The organism is Curtobacterium sp. ZW137, assembly GCF_003762905.1.
Lineage (GTDB): Bacteria > Actinomycetota > Actinomycetes > Actinomycetales > Microbacteriaceae > Curtobacterium.
Genome location: NZ_RJKS01000005.1, coordinates 20,084 through 35,092, shown reverse-complemented (window position 1 = coordinate 35,092; position 15,009 = coordinate 20,084). Strand labels below are relative to the sequence as shown.

The window sequence follows — 15,009 nt, the reverse complement described above, 5'->3', positions numbered from 1 at the left end:
CAGGGACCACCGACGTGCCACGACCACGGTGCGGGCACGGACGCCGATCGGTCACGCGTCGATCCCGACGAGCGGTGCGAGGCCCGCGCGGATCGCCCGCTGGACGTCGTCCGCCGGGGCAGCCGCGTCCACGACGAGGAACCGCGACGGCTCTGCTTCGGCCATCCCGAGGAACGCCGAACGGACGGTCTCGTGGAACGCCGCCGCTTCGGACTCGAGCCGGTCGAACGTGTCGCCCCGGGCGGCGGCGACGCGGGCACGTCCCTCGGTCACGTCGAGGTCGAGCAGGACGGTGCGGTCGGGGACGAGTCCGTCCGCGGCCCAGTCGGAGACGCTGCGGATCTGCTCGGCACCGAGGCCGCGCGCGACCCCCTGGTACGCCACCGACGAGTCGATGTAGCGGTCCTGCAGCACGATGTCGCCGCGGGCGACGGCGGGTCGGACCACGGTCTCGATGTGGTGCGCCCGGTCGGCCGCGTAGAGCAGCGCCTCGGCACGCGGTGACACGTGGCCGCGCTCGTGCAGCACGATCTCGCGGATGCGGAGCCCGAGGTCGGTGCCACCGGGCTCACGCGTCCGCACCACGGTTCGGCCGTTCGCTTCGAGCCACGCCGTGAGCAGTTCGGCCTGGGTGGTCTTCCCAGCGCCGTCACCGCCCTCGAGCGTGATGAAGCGCCCGGTCACTTCTTCTTGGCCGGAGCGCGCCGGGTGGTCGTGGTCTTCTTCTTGACCGGGCCCTTGGCGCGCTTGTCCGCGAGCAGCTGGACCGCACGCTCGAAGTCCACCGTCTCGACCTCTTCACCACGCGGGATGGTGGCGTTGGTCTCACCGTCGGTCACGTACGGACCGAACCGGCCGTCCTTGACCTTGATCGGCTTGCCGGAGACGGGGTCGGCCTCGAACTCCTTGAGCGCGGCGCTCGCGGCACGCTTCGCGCCGTACTTCGGCTGTGCGAAGAGCTCGAGCGCGCCGGCGAGGTCGACGTCGAAGATCGCGTCTTCGCTCGGGAGCGTCCGGGTGTCGGTGCCCTTCTTGAGGTAGGGCCCGTACCGGCCGTTCTGCGCCGTGATCTCGGCGCCCGACTCCGGGTCGGTCCCGACGGTGCGGGGCAGGTCGAGGAGCTTCAGCGCGGTCTCGAGGTCGACGCTCTGCGGGTCCATCGACTTGAAGAGGGACGCGGTGCGCTCCTTCGGCGCCGCGGCCTTCTTCGTCGTCTTCTTCTTCGCGGGTGCGTCGGCCACGGCCGTGGCGGTCTTGCTCGTCGCCTTGGCCTTCGTCGTCGTCGCGGCGGGCTCGATGACCTCACCGGTGGACGGATCGGCCGTCGGCTCGGGCTCCGGGGTGCGCTCGGTCACGTACGGCCCGAAACGGCCGTCCTTCGCGAGGACTTCCTTGCCGGTCTCCGGGTTGATCCCGACGACGCGGTCGCTCACCACCGGTGCCTCGACGAGCTCGCGCGCCTTCTCGGCGGTGAGTTCGTCCGGTGCGAGGTCTTCCGGCACGTTGACGCGGCGCGGCTTCTCGGGGTCGTCGCTCGGCGTCTCGATGTAGGGCCCGTAGCGCCCGATGCGGAGCGTCAGGCCCGGGGAGAGCTCGACGGAGTTGATCTCGCGCGCATCGATCTCTCCGAGGTTGTCGATGACCGTGCGGAGCCCGCGCTGGTCGCCGCCACCGAAGTAGAACTCCTTGAGCCAGTCGACCCGGTCCTCTTCGCCGCTGGCGATGCGGTCGAGGTCGTTCTCCATCTCGGCGGTGAAGTCGTACTGCACCAGGTCGCCGAAGTAGTCCTCGAGCAGCCGGACCACGCTGAACGCGATCCAGTTCGGGACCAGCGAGGTGCCGCGCGGGGTGACGTAGCCGCGGTCGACGATCGTCGAGATGATCGCCGCGTACGTTGAGGGACGGCCGATGCCGAGCTCCTCGAGCGTCTTCACCAGGCTCGCCTCGGTGTAGCGCGGGGGCGCCGACGTGTCGTGGCCCTTCGCCTCGACCTCGTCGACACCGAGGTGGTCACCCTCGGTCATCGACGGGAGCTTGGTGTCCTTGGCGTCCGCAGCCGCCGATGCGCCCTCGTGACGCTCTTCGTCACGGCCTTCTTCATAGGCGTTGAGGAAGCCGCGAAAGGTGATGACGGTGCCGGACGCGGTGAACTCGACGTCGGTGCCGGCGGCGGTCGACGCGATGCCCTCGACGGACTCCGACGACGTGATGCCGAGCACGACCGAGGCGGTCGAGCCCTTGGCGTCGGCCATCTGCGACGCGACCGTGCGCTTCCAGATCAGGTCGTAGAGCTTCCAGTCGTTGCCGCGGAGCACCTTCTCCATCTGCGACGGCGTGCGGAACACGTCACCGGCGGGACGGATGGCCTCGTGGGCTTCCTGGGCGTTCTTGCTCTTGCCCGCGTAGCTGCGGGGCTTGTCCGGCACCGTGTCGGCGCCGTAGAGGTCCGCTGCCTGCTTCCGGGCGGCTGCGATCGCCTGCTGCGAGAGCGACGCGGAGTCGGTTCGCATGTAGGTGATGTGGCCGTTCTCGTAGAGCGACTGCGCGACGCTCATCGTCTGCCTGGCGGAGAACCGGAGCTTGCGCGCCGCTTCCTGCTGCAGGGTCGACGTGGTGAACGGTGCGGCGGGGCGACGCGTGTACGGCTTCGAGTCGACGCTGCGGACGACGGCGTCCCCGGCACGCTCGAGGACACCGGTCAGCGCGGTCGCCGACGGTTCGTCGAGGCGGACCGCCTCGGACGTGGTGTTGCCGCGGTCGTCGAAGTCACGACCGGACGCGACGCGGGTGCCGTGGATCCGGGCCAGGCGTGCCGGGAAGGCGCCCTCGCCGGTCTTCTCGAACCGGGCGGTCAGGTCCCAGTAGTTCGCGGAGACGAACGCCAGGCGCTCGCGCTCACGGTCGACGACGAGCCGCGTGGCGGCGGACTGCACGCGACCGGCGGAGAGGCCGGGACCGACCTTGCGCCAGAGGACCGGCGAGACCTCGAAGCCGTAGAGGCGGTCGAGGATGCGGCGGGTCTCCTGCGCGTCGACGAGCGCGGTGTCGAGCTCGCGCGTCGCTTCCTGCGCTCGCTGGATCGCTTCCTTGGTGATCTCGTGGAAGACCATCCGCTTGACGGGGACCTTCGGCTTCAGCACCTGCAGGAGGTGCCACGCGATGGCTTCGCCTTCGCGGTCCTCATCAGTTGCGAGGTAGAGCTCGTCGGCGTCCTTGAGGGCACGCTTGAGTTCCGCGACGGTCTTCTTCTTCGCGTCGGACACGACGTAGTACGGCTCGAACCCGTTGTCGACGTCGACGGAGAACTTGCCGAGCGAACCCTTCTTCAACTCGGCGGGGAGGTTCTTGGGCTCGATGAGGTCACGGATGTGCCCGACTGACGCCTGGACCTCGTATCCGTCACCGAGGTATTGCGCGATCGTCTTCGCCTTCGCGGGGCTCTCGACGATCACGAGCTTCTTCGTGCCTGGCACGTGACTCCTTGATCGATGGTGCTGTCGGCCCTGGGACGACGTGCATCCGGGTCGACCGGGACATCGATGACCGGCGGGCCGACAGGCACACCATACACACAGTGTCGGGGATGCCCGCGGGAAGACGGCCGTCCGGGCACCTGCGGTTCTGAGGAAGGACCGGCGACGGCGACCGCCCGGACGCCGAACGGACCGGAGCGGGCGACGACCGCGACGCGGACGACCGCCCCGGAGCGCTCGCACGCACCCGGGACCGCGCCGTTGCCGCGGGCCACACGGGCCGCGGCCACGCACACCTCGTCGGGGAGCAGCGCGGCCGCGGCCGCGGCACCGGCGAGCGCTGCCGCGTCGGCAGCGCCCTGAGCGCGCACCGACGCCGTCCGGACCCCCGCTGCGGCGAGCACCGACCCGAGGACCAGCGAGACGACCGCCACCAGCGCGACGACCACGACGGTCGCCGACCCGCGCTCGCGCGTCCCCGCCGACCCGCGCTCGCGCGCCCCCGCCGACCCGCGCTCGCGCGTCCCCGTCGTCGCCGTCGCCGCCGTCGCCGTCGCCGTCGCCGTGACCGTGACCGCGGCCGTCGTCCGCGCCACGGTCAGACCCCTCCATCGGCCGCGCAGCCGGTGCCGCGCAGCGTGAGCCCGGCGAACGGCCCCGACCCCGTGCCGCGCGTGACCGTCACGCAGACGAGCCCGTCGGCACGCGTCACCCCGACCACCGCCCCCGGTGCGAGGCGATCGACGGCTGATCGTCCGGCGGCGTCGTCGTCCCGTCCCCAGGCGCGCGCCGCGGTGGCGGCCGCGACCTGGAGCCGGCCCTGCGCGTCGACGAGGAGGACTCCGGCGACGGCGAGCGTGAGCACGACGGCCACCGCCGGCAGCGCGACCGCGAACTCGACCGTGACCGCGCCCCGGTCAGCGGCCCGGTCAGCGCCGCGGTCAGCGTCCCGGTGCGCGCCCCCGCGGCGCGACGGCGCCGAGCGGTCACGAGGTGAGCGCACCGCGGACGAGTTCGGTGAGGATCGACTGGACCTCTCCCGAGCGCATCACCGCGACGAGCACGCCGGCGAACGCGACGGCGGCCAGGATCACGACGGCGTACTCGGCGGTGGCGGACCCGCGGTCGTCCGAGAGCCGCGTGCGCAGCCGGTGCAGGAGGAGCGGAGGACGTGGTTGCAGTGCCATGGGTGGTGTCCCTTTCTCGTTCTTGTCGGTGCACACGAGCCTCGCGGTCGGCGCGCCGCCGGACCGGGCGGGAACGAGACCAGTGGAGAGGTCAGCCGAACCCCACGACGGTGGAGGAGAGGATGCCGATCACGACCGGCACCACCCCGACCAGGACGAACGCGGGCAGGACGCACACCCCGAGGGGAACGACGAGCCGCACGCCGAGCCGTTCCGCCGCGGCGAGCGCGTCCGCCGCGTCGTCGTCCCGCAGGTCCTCCGCCGCGGCACGGAGCAGGGCGGCCGCGGGGACACCGGCCCGTCGCGCCAGGCCGAGCGTCTCCGCGAGCCGCTGTCGTTCGGCGGCACCGAGCGGGCGGTCACCGAACGCGTCCTCGACGGCCGAGCGCGCCCCGGACCACGCGCCCCCGCCGGACAGCGCCACCGCCCACGCGTCGAGGACGACACCGGGGATGCGACCGTCGGGCTCGGCGGCGCGGACCAGGCGAGCGGACCAGACACGGCCGACGGCGACGAGTGCCGCGCCGGTGAGGAGGCAGGCCCACCCGACCGGGGACCCGAGGAGCACGGAGGCGGTGTCGATCCCCCACAGCGCGCCGAGCACGAGCCCCAGCAGGGGCAGCGCGAGGACGACGTTCGCGCTGGTGCGCGGGCCGGCGAGCGCCACCCGGACGGCGCGTTCCCCGGCGGCCGCGCGTCGGAGCGCCGCGGCGAGCGCACGGAGTGTCGGCGCGATCGGCGCACCGGTCCGCGCGGCGACCACCAACACCGCACGGACGTCCGCCCGAGCAGGATCCCCGGCACCCGCCCCCGGACCGGCAGCAGCAGCACCAACACCAACACCAACAACAGCAGCGGCACCAGCACCAGCACCAGCACCAGCACCGACCAGCACCCACGCCCGCGGCGGCGGCACCCCCGCCGCGACCAGCGTGGCCACGCGGTCGAGGACCCGCGCCGCACCGACCGCGTCGAACACCGGAGACCGAGCGGACCCCGCGCCCGTGCCCCTCACCCGTGCCGCGCCGCCGCGCCCCCGCCACCGCCCGCGACCCGGCCACCGCCCGCGGACCCCGCCACCCGCTCGACCGCCAGCTGCCCGGCCGGGTCGACCACGAGCCTCCCGGCCGCCACCAGCTGCCGCACCCCGCGCCGCCGCTCGACATGCAGCACGAGGTCGAACGCGCTCACCGCCTGCCGGGCGAGGGCGGACGGCTCGAGGCCGGCCAGCGCGCCGAGCGCCTCGAGCCGCGCTGGCACGTCCTCGATCCCGTTGGCGTGCAGCGTGCCGGCTCCCCCGTCGTGCCCGGTGTTCAGCGCGGACATGAGCTCGCGGACCTCGGCGCCGCGGCACTCCCCCACGACGACCCGGTCCGGCCGCATCCGCAGGGACTCCCGGACGAGCCGGTCGAGCCCGAGCGCGCCCGCCCCCTCGGTGTTGGCCTGCCGGGACTCGAGCGCGACGACGTGCGGGTGGTCGATCCGGAGCTCGGCGACGTCTTCCACGGTGACGATGCGCTCGTCGTGCGGCACGAGCGCGAGCATCGCCGCGAGCAGCGTCGTCTTCCCGCTGCCCGTCGCACCGGACACGAGCACGTTGTGGCGCTCACGCACGGCGTCCGCCACTATGCCCGGTCCGACCCGGTCGAAGGTCCCGGAGCGCTCGAGGTCGGCGATGGTCGGCCGCTCCGCGCGTGGGAGCCGGATCGAGATCGCGGTGCCACGGACGGCGATCGGCGCGAGGACGACGTGGACCCGGATGCCGTCGCCGTGCCGGACGTCCGCGATCGGTGTCGTCTCGTCGACGTGTCGGCCCCCGGATGCGACGAGCCGGCCGGCCAGCTCCCGCGTGCGTGCTTCGCCGAGGACGATCCCGCCGTCGACGAGCCCGTCGCCGCGGTCCGCCCAGACGCCGGCGCCACCCTGCACCAGGACATCCGTCACCGTGTCGTCGGCGACGAGGTGCGCGAGTTCCTCGAACTCGACGAGGTCGACGCCCGGCCGGATCCGGACGGCGGCACGGACACCCCGCGCGCCGCGCTCCCCGCGTGCGCTGCGCACCCCGTGCGGGATGCCGGGAACAGCCGGAACAGGGAGGAACGGCGACGACGACGCGCGGTGACGGTGCATCCGGAGCACGCTAGGGCGCAGCGCGAGCCGATCGACCGGGACGCCGTCTCTTGGGGACGAGGACCTCCCGTCCCCAGCAGTGCGCACTTTTGTCCCCCGATCGGAGCCGACGTACCCCGCTCCGCCAGACCGGGGCAACGTCCCGCCTGCGGTGTGGAACGGCCCGGACGGCAGCCGTACCGCCGGCCGATGCCGACTCCGAGCGTGCGCGATCCCCATACGAAAGCATGGACCGGTCTGTCCACCACAGGGCGGACACGGGGCCGCGCTGCCGCACGGACACGCGGATCGGACGCACAACGGGCCGGCCGCCGACGTCATGACGTCGGCGCGACCGGCCCGGGAAAACGAAGAGGCGGCACCGGTTGGGGGGAACAGGTGCCGCCAAGACAACGGAGGATTGGGGGGAATCCGATCCGATGCCACCGGAAACGAGTCCGGCGGGAACCACTGTACCCCACAACACGACCACCAGGGCAACCCCGGCGCGCCGGATCCGCCGTCCGCCCAGAGCGAATCCCGGCGGACCCGGAGGGGTAGTCTCCGACTGCAACGAAGGACGCAACGACGCGAAAGGACATCGATGTCCACTCCGACCACGGTCGACCCCAGCAACGACGGCGCAGCAGCAGAGGCCCCGACGTTCCCGCCACCCCCGGAGTTCGTGGCCGACGCCGTCGCGCACGAGGACCTCCACGACGCCGCGAGCACCGACCGCCCGGCCTTCTGGGGCGAGCAGGCGCGGACGCTCCTGGACTGGCGGACGCCGTTCACACAGACGCTCGACTGGTCGAACGCCCCGTTCGCGAGCTGGTTCGCCGACGGCGAGCTGAACGTGGCGGAGAACTGCCTCGACCGGCACGTCCGCGCGGGGAACGGCGACCGGGTCGCGATCCACTTCGAGGGCGCCCCTGGCGACACCCGGCGGATCACCTACGCCGAGCTGACCGCCGACGTCCAGCGTGCGGCGAACATGCTGCAGGACCTCGGCGTCACGCGGGGCGACCGTGTGGTCGTCTACATGCCCCTCATCCCCGAGGCCGTCGTGACGATGCTCGCCGTCGCCCGCATCGGCGCCGTGCACTCCGTCGTGTTCGGCGGGTTCAGTGCGGAGAGCCTCCGCGCCCGCATCGAGGACGCCGAGGCGAAGCTCGTGGTCACCGCGGACGGCGGCTGGCGCCGTGGGGCGGTGTCCCCGCTGAAGCCGGCGGTGGACGAGGCCCTGCAGGGCGAGGGCACCGACAGCGTCGAGCACGTGCTCGTCGTGAAGCGCGGCGGCAACGAGATCGCCTGGGACGACGAGCGCGACCTGTGGTGGCACGACGCCCTCCAGCAGGCGGACCCGCACCACGAGGCCGAGGCCTTCCCCGCGGAGAACCCCCTCTTCATCCTCTACACCTCGGGCACGACCGGGAAGCCGAAGGGCATCGTGCACACATCCGGCGGGTACCTCACGCAGGCCGCGTACACGCACAAGAACGTGTTCGACATGCACCCCGAGAAGGACGTCTACTGGTGCACCGCCGACATCGGCTGGATCACCGGGCACACCTACGTCGTCTACGGCCCCCTGGCCAACGGCGTCACCCAGGTCCTGTACGAGGGCACGCCGGACGAGCCGAAGCCCGGCCGCTGGTGGGACCTCGTCGATGCCTACGGGGTGACGGTCCTCTACACGGCACCGACCGCGGTGCGCGCGGCGATGAAGGCCGGTCGCAAGGTCCCGGACGAGCACAGCCTCGAGAGCCTCCGCCTGCTCGGCAGCGTCGGCGAGCCGATCAACCCCGAGGCGTGGCACTGGTTCCGCCAGGTGATCGGCCACGACCGCACGCCGATCGTCGACACGTGGTGGCAGACCGAGACCGGCGCGATCATGATCTCCGCCCTCCCGGGGGTGACGAAGCTGAAGCCCGGTGCCGCGCAGACGCCGCTGCCGGGGATCGTCGCCGAGATCGTCGACGAGGAGGGCAACCGCGCCGACCCGGGCGAGAGCGGCTACCTCACGATCACCGAGCCGTGGCCGTCGATGGCGCGCGGCATCTGGGGCGACCCGGACCGCTTCGTCGAGACGTACTGGTCCCGGTTCGATGGCCGCTACTTCGCCGGCGACGGCGCGCGGCTCGACGGTCAGGGCGACATCTGGGTGCAGGGCCGCGTCGACGACGTGATGAACGTGTCGGGTCACCGGCTCTCGACCGCCGAGATCGAGTCGGCGCTGGTCGGGCACGAGGGCGTCGCCGAGGCGGCCGTCGTCGGAGCCGCGGACGAGACCACCGGGCAGGCGATCGTCGCGTTCGCGATCCTCACGGCGGAGGCCGCGGAGGGCGTCGACCGTGACGCCGTGGCCGCGGAGCTCCGCTCGTGGGTGGGACAGCGGATCGGGGCGATCGCGAAGCCCCGGCAGATCGTGATCGTGCCGGAACTGCCGAAGACGCGGTCGGGCAAGATCATGCGCCGGCTGCTCCGCGACGCGGCGGAGGGCCGTCGCATCGGCGACACGACGACGCTGGCCGACCCGACGATCATGGCGACCATCGCGGATCTCATGTAGACCGCGGAACGCGAGTGGGGCCTCCCGTCCGATCCGGACTGGAGGCCCCACTCACGTGAGTGGGGCCTCCCGTCCGATCCGGAGGGAGGCCCCACTCACGTCACACGCGTTGCTGACGGTCCGTCAGGCGGTGAGCTCCACCACCAGCTCGACCTCCACGGGCGCGTCCAGCGGGAGCACCGCGACGCCCACCGCGCTCCGCGCGTGGATGCCGGCGTCGCCGAACACGTCGCCGACCAGGGTCGAGGCGCCGTTCGCGACGCCGGGCTGGCCGGTGAAGGACGGGTCGGACGCGACGAACACCGTCACCTTGACCACGCGGGCGACCAGGTCGAGCGAGCCCGCGACGGACTGCACGGCGGCGAGCCCGTTGAGCGCCGCCTGTCGGGCCTGTGCCGTGGCGGTCTCGGCGTCCACGGTCGCACCGACCTTGCCGGTGACGGGCAGCGCGCCGTCGACGAACGGCAGCTGGCCGGCCGTGTAGACGTACGAGCCGGTGACGACCGCGGGGACGTACGCGGCCACCGGGGCGGCGACGGCCGGGATCGTCAGGCCCAGTTCGGTCAGCCGGTCCGCGATGCTCACGCGTCTGCCGCCGGGCGCTTCAGGTAGGCGACGAGCCCGCCTTCGGGGCCGGTGACGACCTGGACGAGCTCCCACCCCTGTTCCCCGAAGTTGTTGAGGATGGCGGTGGTGTTGTGGATGATCAACGGGGTCGTGAGGTATTCCCAGCGCGTCATGCGGTTCCTTGCCAGCCTTCGAGTCAGGGGTGTCGTTTAGGCTGCATCCTATGTCTGCCCAGAAGACGTCTGCCTCGCGGACCAAGCCCGTCTCTGCAGTCGGCGCCTTCATCGGATTCGTCGGCTTCAGCGTGCTCGCCGGCCTGCTGGTCACGATCGGTGTCACCCCCGCGATCGCGGTCGCCGGTGTCACGACGACGTCGACCATCGGCGTGTTCGAGTCCCTGCCGGAGTACATCGAGATCGGTGACCTCCCGCAGCGCAACGAGCTGTACGCGTACCAGAACGGCAAGTCGGTGCGCCTGGCGACGGTCTACGACCAGAACCGCCAGGAACTCAAGTTCGACCAGATCAGCGACCAGCTGAAGAACGCCGCCATCGACGGCGAGGACAAGCGCTTCTACGACCACGGCGGGGTCGACATGACCTCGCTCGTCCGTGCCGGTGTGGGCAGCCTGGCCGGCGGGCTCGGCGAGTCGGGTGGTGGCTCCACCCTGACGATGCAGCTCGTCCGCAACATCAAGATGCAGCAGGCCCTCGAGCTCCCCACGCAGGAAGAGCGCGAGAAGGCCTACAACGACGCCGTTGAGCAGACCATCCCCCGCAAGCTCGAGGAGATGAAGCTCGCGATCGGCCTCGCGAAGAAGTACACGCACAAGGAGATCCTCACCGGGTACCTGAACATCGCGTTCTTCGGTGACGGGACCTACGGCGTGCAGGCCGCGGCGCAGCACTACTTCAACAAGGACGCCACGAACCTCTCCCCGCAGGAAGCCGCGTCGATCCTCGCGATCGTGCAGTCGCCGAACACCCGCAACCTGTCGGACCCGAAGTACTACGACGCCAACGTCGCGCGCCGCAACGTCATCCTCAAGTCGATGTACGCGCAGAAGCACCTGACGAAGGCGGAGTACGACGCGGCCATCGCCTCGAAGCCGGCGGACTACGTGCACCTCACCGAGCCGACGCAGGGCTGCAAGGCCGCCGTCGGTGACGGTGCCGGCTTCTTCTGCGACTACGCGGTCAAGGTCGTCAAGGAGATGTCCCAGCTCGGCGGTTCCGCGAAGGAACGCGCCACCGCGTGGCGCAACGGCGGCTACAAGATCCAGACCACGCTCGACGTCGGACTGAACGCGCAGCAGAAGCAGCTGCTCAACGTCCACGACCCGAAGACCGAGACGGCCTTCGCGCTCGGCTCGACGATGAACTCGGTCGAGGCGTCCACCGGGCGCATCCTCACGATGGCGCAGAACAAGGACTACGACCAGGCGCTGAAGTCCGCATCGACGTCGACCTCGATCAACTACGCGACGGACTACAAGTACGGCGGCTCCGGCGGCTTCCAGACCGGCTCGACGTACAAGGTCTTCACGCTGCTCGACTGGCTCAAGGAAGGCCACGGCCTCAACGAGAGCGTGAGCGGCGCACCGCGCCTGATGTCCTCCGGGTGGACGGAGTGCGGCCAGCCGTACTACGCCGGCGGGTACACGCCGAAGAACGACAGCCCGGGTGAGAACGGCAACTACACCGTCGCCCGCGCCACCGCGCTCTCCGTGAACGTCGCGTTCCTCAACATGGCGCAGAAGCTCGACCTCTGTGACATCAAGAAGACCGCCGAAGACCTCGGCGTGCACCGCGCCGACGGCGGCGAGCTGAAGTCGAACCCGACCTCGGTCCTCGGCATCAACGAGATCGCGCCGCTGACCATGGCGTCCGCCTACGCGACGATCTCCAACGGCGGCACCTACTGCAAGCCGATCGCGATCGACAACATCACCGACGCGAACGGCAAGAGCCTCGGCGGCCAGCCGAAGGAGTGCTCGCAGGTCCTCGACCCGACCGTCGCCGCGACCGCTGCCTACGCCATGCGCGGCACGATCCAGTACGGCACCGCGGTCGGTGCGCAGACGGCCGACGGCACGCAGATGTTCGCGAAGACGGGCACCACCGACGAAGCGGACCAGATCTGGCTCGTCGGCGGCAGCACCAAGGTCGCGACCGCGTACTGGCAGGGCAACACCGACGGTGGGAAGACCAACCTCCGCCACTACTACAGCGGCGCCGGCGGCTCCTACGCCAGCGCGCGTGCCGATGTCTGGCGACAGGCGATGACCCCGATCAACGCGCAGTACCCGGGCGAGGCCTTCCCGGCCCCGACGGCCAGCGCGATCCGCGGCAACAGCGTCGCGGTGCCGAACCTCGCGGGGAAGACCACGGACGAAGCACGCTCGCTCGTCGCGTCCGCCGGCTTCACCTACGTCGACGGCGGCACGCAGGCCGGTGCCGGAACGGCAGGGACCGTCTCCTCGACCTCCCCGGCGTCGGGCTCGCTCCTGTCCAAGGGATCGAGCGTGACGGTCTACACGACCGACGGCTCGCAGGCCGCGGTGCCGAACGTCGCCGGGAAGTCCGTCGAGGACGCCCGGTCGCAGCTCGGTGACGCTGGCTTCACGAACGTCGCGGTGTCCGACTCGTACCAGAAGGGCAACGGCAAGCAGGAGTGCCGCGTCGCCTCGGTCGACCCTGGTGTCGGCTCGAACGCCGCCAAGTCCGCCGAGGTCACCGTCACGCTCTTCGGCGACAAGGACGGCAAGGCACCGGAGAAGTGCCAGTGACCCGAGGCGGTCGCGCTGCAGCGGGGGTCCTCGCTGCAGGCGCGGTCACCGGTGCGGCCGCGGCCGCATGGGGGTCGCTCGTCGAACGCCGGCGTTTCGGGATCCGCTGGGAGACCGTTCCGGTCCTGCCGCCGGGTTCCCGCGACATCGTGGTCCTGCACCTCTCGGACATCCACATGGCCCCGTGGCAGGCGGACAAGCAGCAGTGGCTGCGGGACCTCAGCCTGGTCGAGCCGGACTTCGTGGTGAACACCGGGGACAACCTCGGGCACCCGACGGCGAACGCCGCGGTCGAGTACGCGCTCGAGCCGTTCCGCGGCGTCCCCGGTGCGTTCGTGTACGGCTCGAACGACTTCTACGGCCCCTCCCCCCGGAACCCGCTGAAGTACTTCGGCGGCCCGAGCAGCATGCACGCGAAGGCGAAGCCGGTCGACCTCGACGTCGAGCGGCAGACGGCGTACTTCGAGTCGCTCGGCTGGCTCGACCTCAACGACAAGGCGCACGCGATCGAGGTCCGCGGGTCCCGCTTCGAGCTCTTCGGCACGTCCGACGCGCACCGCGACTGGGACCGCCTCGACCTGCTCCCGACGAACGTCGACGAGATGCGCGGCGAGGTCCCCTGGTCCGAGGACGAGGACGGCCCCGCACCGGTGTCGATCGGCGTCACGCACGCCCCGTACCGCCGGGTGCTCGACGCCTTCGTGCGCCAGGGCGCCGACGTGGTCTTCGCCGGCCACACGCACGGCGGCCAGGTCGCCGTCCCGGGCTTCGGCGCGCTCGTCACGAACTGCGACCTCCCCCGCGAGTACGCCAGCGGACTGCACCGCTGGCAGAACCGGACGCACTGGTCCTGGCTCGAGGTCTCCGCGGGCCTCGGTACGTCGATCTACGCGCCGGTGCGGTTCGCCGTCCGTCCCGAGGCCGTCGTCGTCACGCTGACCGCCCGGACCGCCTGAGCCATCGGGCGCTCGGGCGCGGGGTTCGGGGGCGACTCGCCCGGCTGACGACGAAGTGGCGTGAGCACCCCCGAACATCCGCTAGACTTCTGCAGGTCGCTTCACGGAGTGGCCAACACACCTCGGGGTGTGGCGCAGCTTGGTAGCGCGCCTCGTTCGGGACGAGGAGGTCGCAGGTTCAAATCCTGTCACCCCGACAGATGAAGGCCCGGATCCACACGGATCCGGGCCTTCGCCGTTGCTGGGGTGCGGGTGTGACGTACGTCCGAGGACACACGGCACGGCGCCCGGACCTGCCGGGACGGCTCCCCCGCTAGCCTGGCAGCGCCATGCAGATCCCCGACCAGCTCACGCCCGTCCTCGTCCGGATCGGTGCGATGTTCCCCGAGCTCCGGGACGACCCCGTGATGGCCGCGAGCCTGTTCGAGAACGTCACGTCGATGCTCACCGACGCCCACCGCCGCTACGCCGCCGGGCAGGAGTCGTCCATCACGAGCGACCAGCTCCTCGCCGACGAACACCTGGCAACCGGCGCCCTGCACGCCGAGCACATGCAGCACCCCGCCGGCGCGATGCTCGCGGCCGAGGTGCTCTTCGACGAGTACCTGCCCGTCTTCGTCGACGAGGTCGGCGCGACGACCCCCGCCGAGCTGCTCCGTGCCTCCAGGGCGCTGCACGCGGGCATCTGGAGCCGTTTCCCGGCCGGAGCGGTCGCGTACACGGAGGCCCTCCGCCAACGCGTCACGACGGCGAACCTGGACTCCCGGGCGCACATCGCCCGCGACCTGCACGACCGGGTCGCGCACGGCATCCTCGCCGGCCTGCAGCGCATCGACCTCGCGCTCCTCACCGATCCCCCGGCGCCGCAGCGCACGGCGCAGCTCGAGGGGGCGGCCGCGCAGCTCCGGAGGGCGCTCGGGGACGTGCAGAACCTCGCCGTCGCGCTGCACGCCCGCGTCGGCGACGACCTGCTCGACGCCGCGCTGGCACGGCACGTCGCGGACCTGTTCCCGGACACCGAGCGCGTCACGATCGCATCGCACGGCACGCCGGGGGTCCTCGTGAACTGGCGGGCCGAGGAGTCGCTGACGATCCTCCTCGAGGCGCTCACGAACTGGTGGAAGCACGCACGTGACGCCGCGGCGCACGTCCGGTTCGACTGGCAGCCGGACAGGCTCACGGTCACCGTGCACGACGACGGCCCGGGCTTCGACGGCACCACGCACGCGGAGGGCCGCCTCGGTCAGTCCACGATGCGGGAGCGGGCGGCCCTCATCGGCGCCGGCCTCGACGTGGCGAGCGCGCCCGGCGCCGGCACCACGGTGACGCTCGTCGTCCCGCGGAGCACGCTGTGAGC

Annotated in this window: 13 protein-coding genes and 1 tRNA gene; 5 read left to right on the top strand and 9 right to left on the bottom strand. The window is 71.7% G+C overall.

The window, feature by feature from the left end; translation table 11 throughout:
• Positions 1 to 51: 51 nt before the first annotated feature.
• The 7 genes from tmk to EDF55_RS16360 form a co-directional block, all read right to left on the bottom strand.
• Positions 52 to 684, bottom strand: coding sequence for a dTMP kinase (gene tmk / locus EDF55_RS16390; protein ID WP_123656058.1), 633 nt, complete (start codon positions 682 to 684; stop codon positions 52 to 54).
• A complete protein-coding gene (topA, locus tag EDF55_RS16385) occupies positions 681 to 3,473 on the bottom strand; it encodes a type I DNA topoisomerase (protein ID WP_123656057.1) in 2,793 nt (930 codons plus the stop codon). The genes tmk and topA overlap by 4 nt, the downstream gene beginning before the upstream one ends.
• Positions 3,449 to 4,069: a hypothetical protein gene (locus EDF55_RS16380; protein ID WP_123656056.1), complete on the bottom strand. Its 621-nt coding sequence runs from the start codon at positions 4,067 to 4,069 to the stop codon at positions 3,449 to 3,451. The genes topA and EDF55_RS16380 overlap by 25 nt, the downstream gene beginning before the upstream one ends.
• A 2-nt stretch (positions 4,070 to 4,071) precedes the next feature.
• Complete coding sequence (locus tag EDF55_RS16375; RefSeq protein WP_311317154.1) at positions 4,072 to 4,476, bottom strand: TadE family type IV pilus minor pilin; 405 nt, start codon at positions 4,474 to 4,476, stop codon at positions 4,072 to 4,074.
• Entirely contained in the window at positions 4,460 to 4,660 is a 201-nt protein-coding gene (locus tag EDF55_RS16370; protein WP_123656054.1) for a DUF4244 domain-containing protein, read from the bottom strand. The genes EDF55_RS16375 and EDF55_RS16370 overlap by 17 nt, the downstream gene beginning before the upstream one ends.
• A 91-nt stretch (positions 4,661 to 4,751) precedes the next feature.
• Positions 4,752 to 5,639, bottom strand: coding sequence for a hypothetical protein (locus tag EDF55_RS16365; protein ID WP_123656053.1), 888 nt, complete (start codon positions 5,637 to 5,639; stop codon positions 4,752 to 4,754).
• Between the two features lie 32 nt (positions 5,640 to 5,671).
• Positions 5,672 to 6,790 carry a TadA family conjugal transfer-associated ATPase gene (locus EDF55_RS16360; RefSeq protein WP_123656052.1) on the bottom strand — a complete coding sequence of 373 codons (1,119 nt, stop codon included), beginning with the start codon at positions 6,788 to 6,790 and terminating at the stop codon, positions 5,672 to 5,674.
• Between the two features lie 583 nt (positions 6,791 to 7,373).
• Here EDF55_RS16360 and acs point away from each other — a divergent pair.
• Positions 7,374 to 9,341 (top strand): acetate--CoA ligase, encoded by a 1,968-nt coding sequence (gene acs, locus EDF55_RS16355; RefSeq protein WP_123656051.1) that lies wholly within the window; start codon positions 7,374 to 7,376, stop codon positions 9,339 to 9,341.
• A gap of 123 nt (positions 9,342 to 9,464) precedes the next feature.
• On the opposite strand, the gene EDF55_RS16350 is transcribed toward acs, so the two are convergent.
• Both EDF55_RS16350 and EDF55_RS18925 read right to left on the bottom strand, forming a co-directional pair.
• On the bottom strand, positions 9,465 to 9,926 hold the full coding sequence (locus tag EDF55_RS16350; RefSeq protein ID WP_123656050.1) for a RidA family protein: 462 nt from the start codon (positions 9,924 to 9,926) through the stop codon (positions 9,465 to 9,467).
• On the bottom strand, positions 9,923 to 10,081 hold the full coding sequence (locus tag EDF55_RS18925) for a hypothetical protein (RefSeq protein WP_165931552.1): 159 nt from the start codon (positions 10,079 to 10,081) through the stop codon (positions 9,923 to 9,925). The genes EDF55_RS16350 and EDF55_RS18925 overlap by 4 nt, the downstream gene beginning before the upstream one ends.
• Positions 10,082 to 10,131: 50 nt before the next feature.
• Here EDF55_RS18925 and EDF55_RS16345 point away from each other — a divergent pair, with 50 nt between their 5' ends.
• The 4 genes from EDF55_RS16345 to EDF55_RS16330 all read left to right on the top strand — a co-directional run bounded on the left by EDF55_RS16345 (position 10,132) and on the right by EDF55_RS16330 (position 15,007).
• Positions 10,132 to 12,696 (top strand): transglycosylase domain-containing protein, encoded by a 2,565-nt coding sequence (locus EDF55_RS16345; RefSeq protein WP_123656049.1) that lies wholly within the window; start codon positions 10,132 to 10,134, stop codon positions 12,694 to 12,696.
• Positions 12,693 to 13,652 (top strand): metallophosphoesterase, encoded by a 960-nt coding sequence (locus EDF55_RS16340; RefSeq protein ID WP_123656204.1) that lies wholly within the window; start codon positions 12,693 to 12,695, stop codon positions 13,650 to 13,652. Before EDF55_RS16345 ends, EDF55_RS16340 begins: the two co-directional genes overlap by 4 nt.
• Before the next feature lie 123 nt (positions 13,653 to 13,775).
• Positions 13,776 to 13,849, top strand: a tRNA-Pro gene (locus EDF55_RS16335).
• A gap of 132 nt (positions 13,850 to 13,981) precedes the next feature.
• The gene (locus EDF55_RS16330; RefSeq protein WP_123656048.1) at positions 13,982 to 15,007 is read left to right on the top strand and encodes a sensor histidine kinase; all 1,026 of its coding nucleotides are present in this window, start codon (positions 13,982 to 13,984) and stop codon (positions 15,005 to 15,007) included.
• Positions 15,008 to 15,009 lie beyond the last annotated feature (2 nt).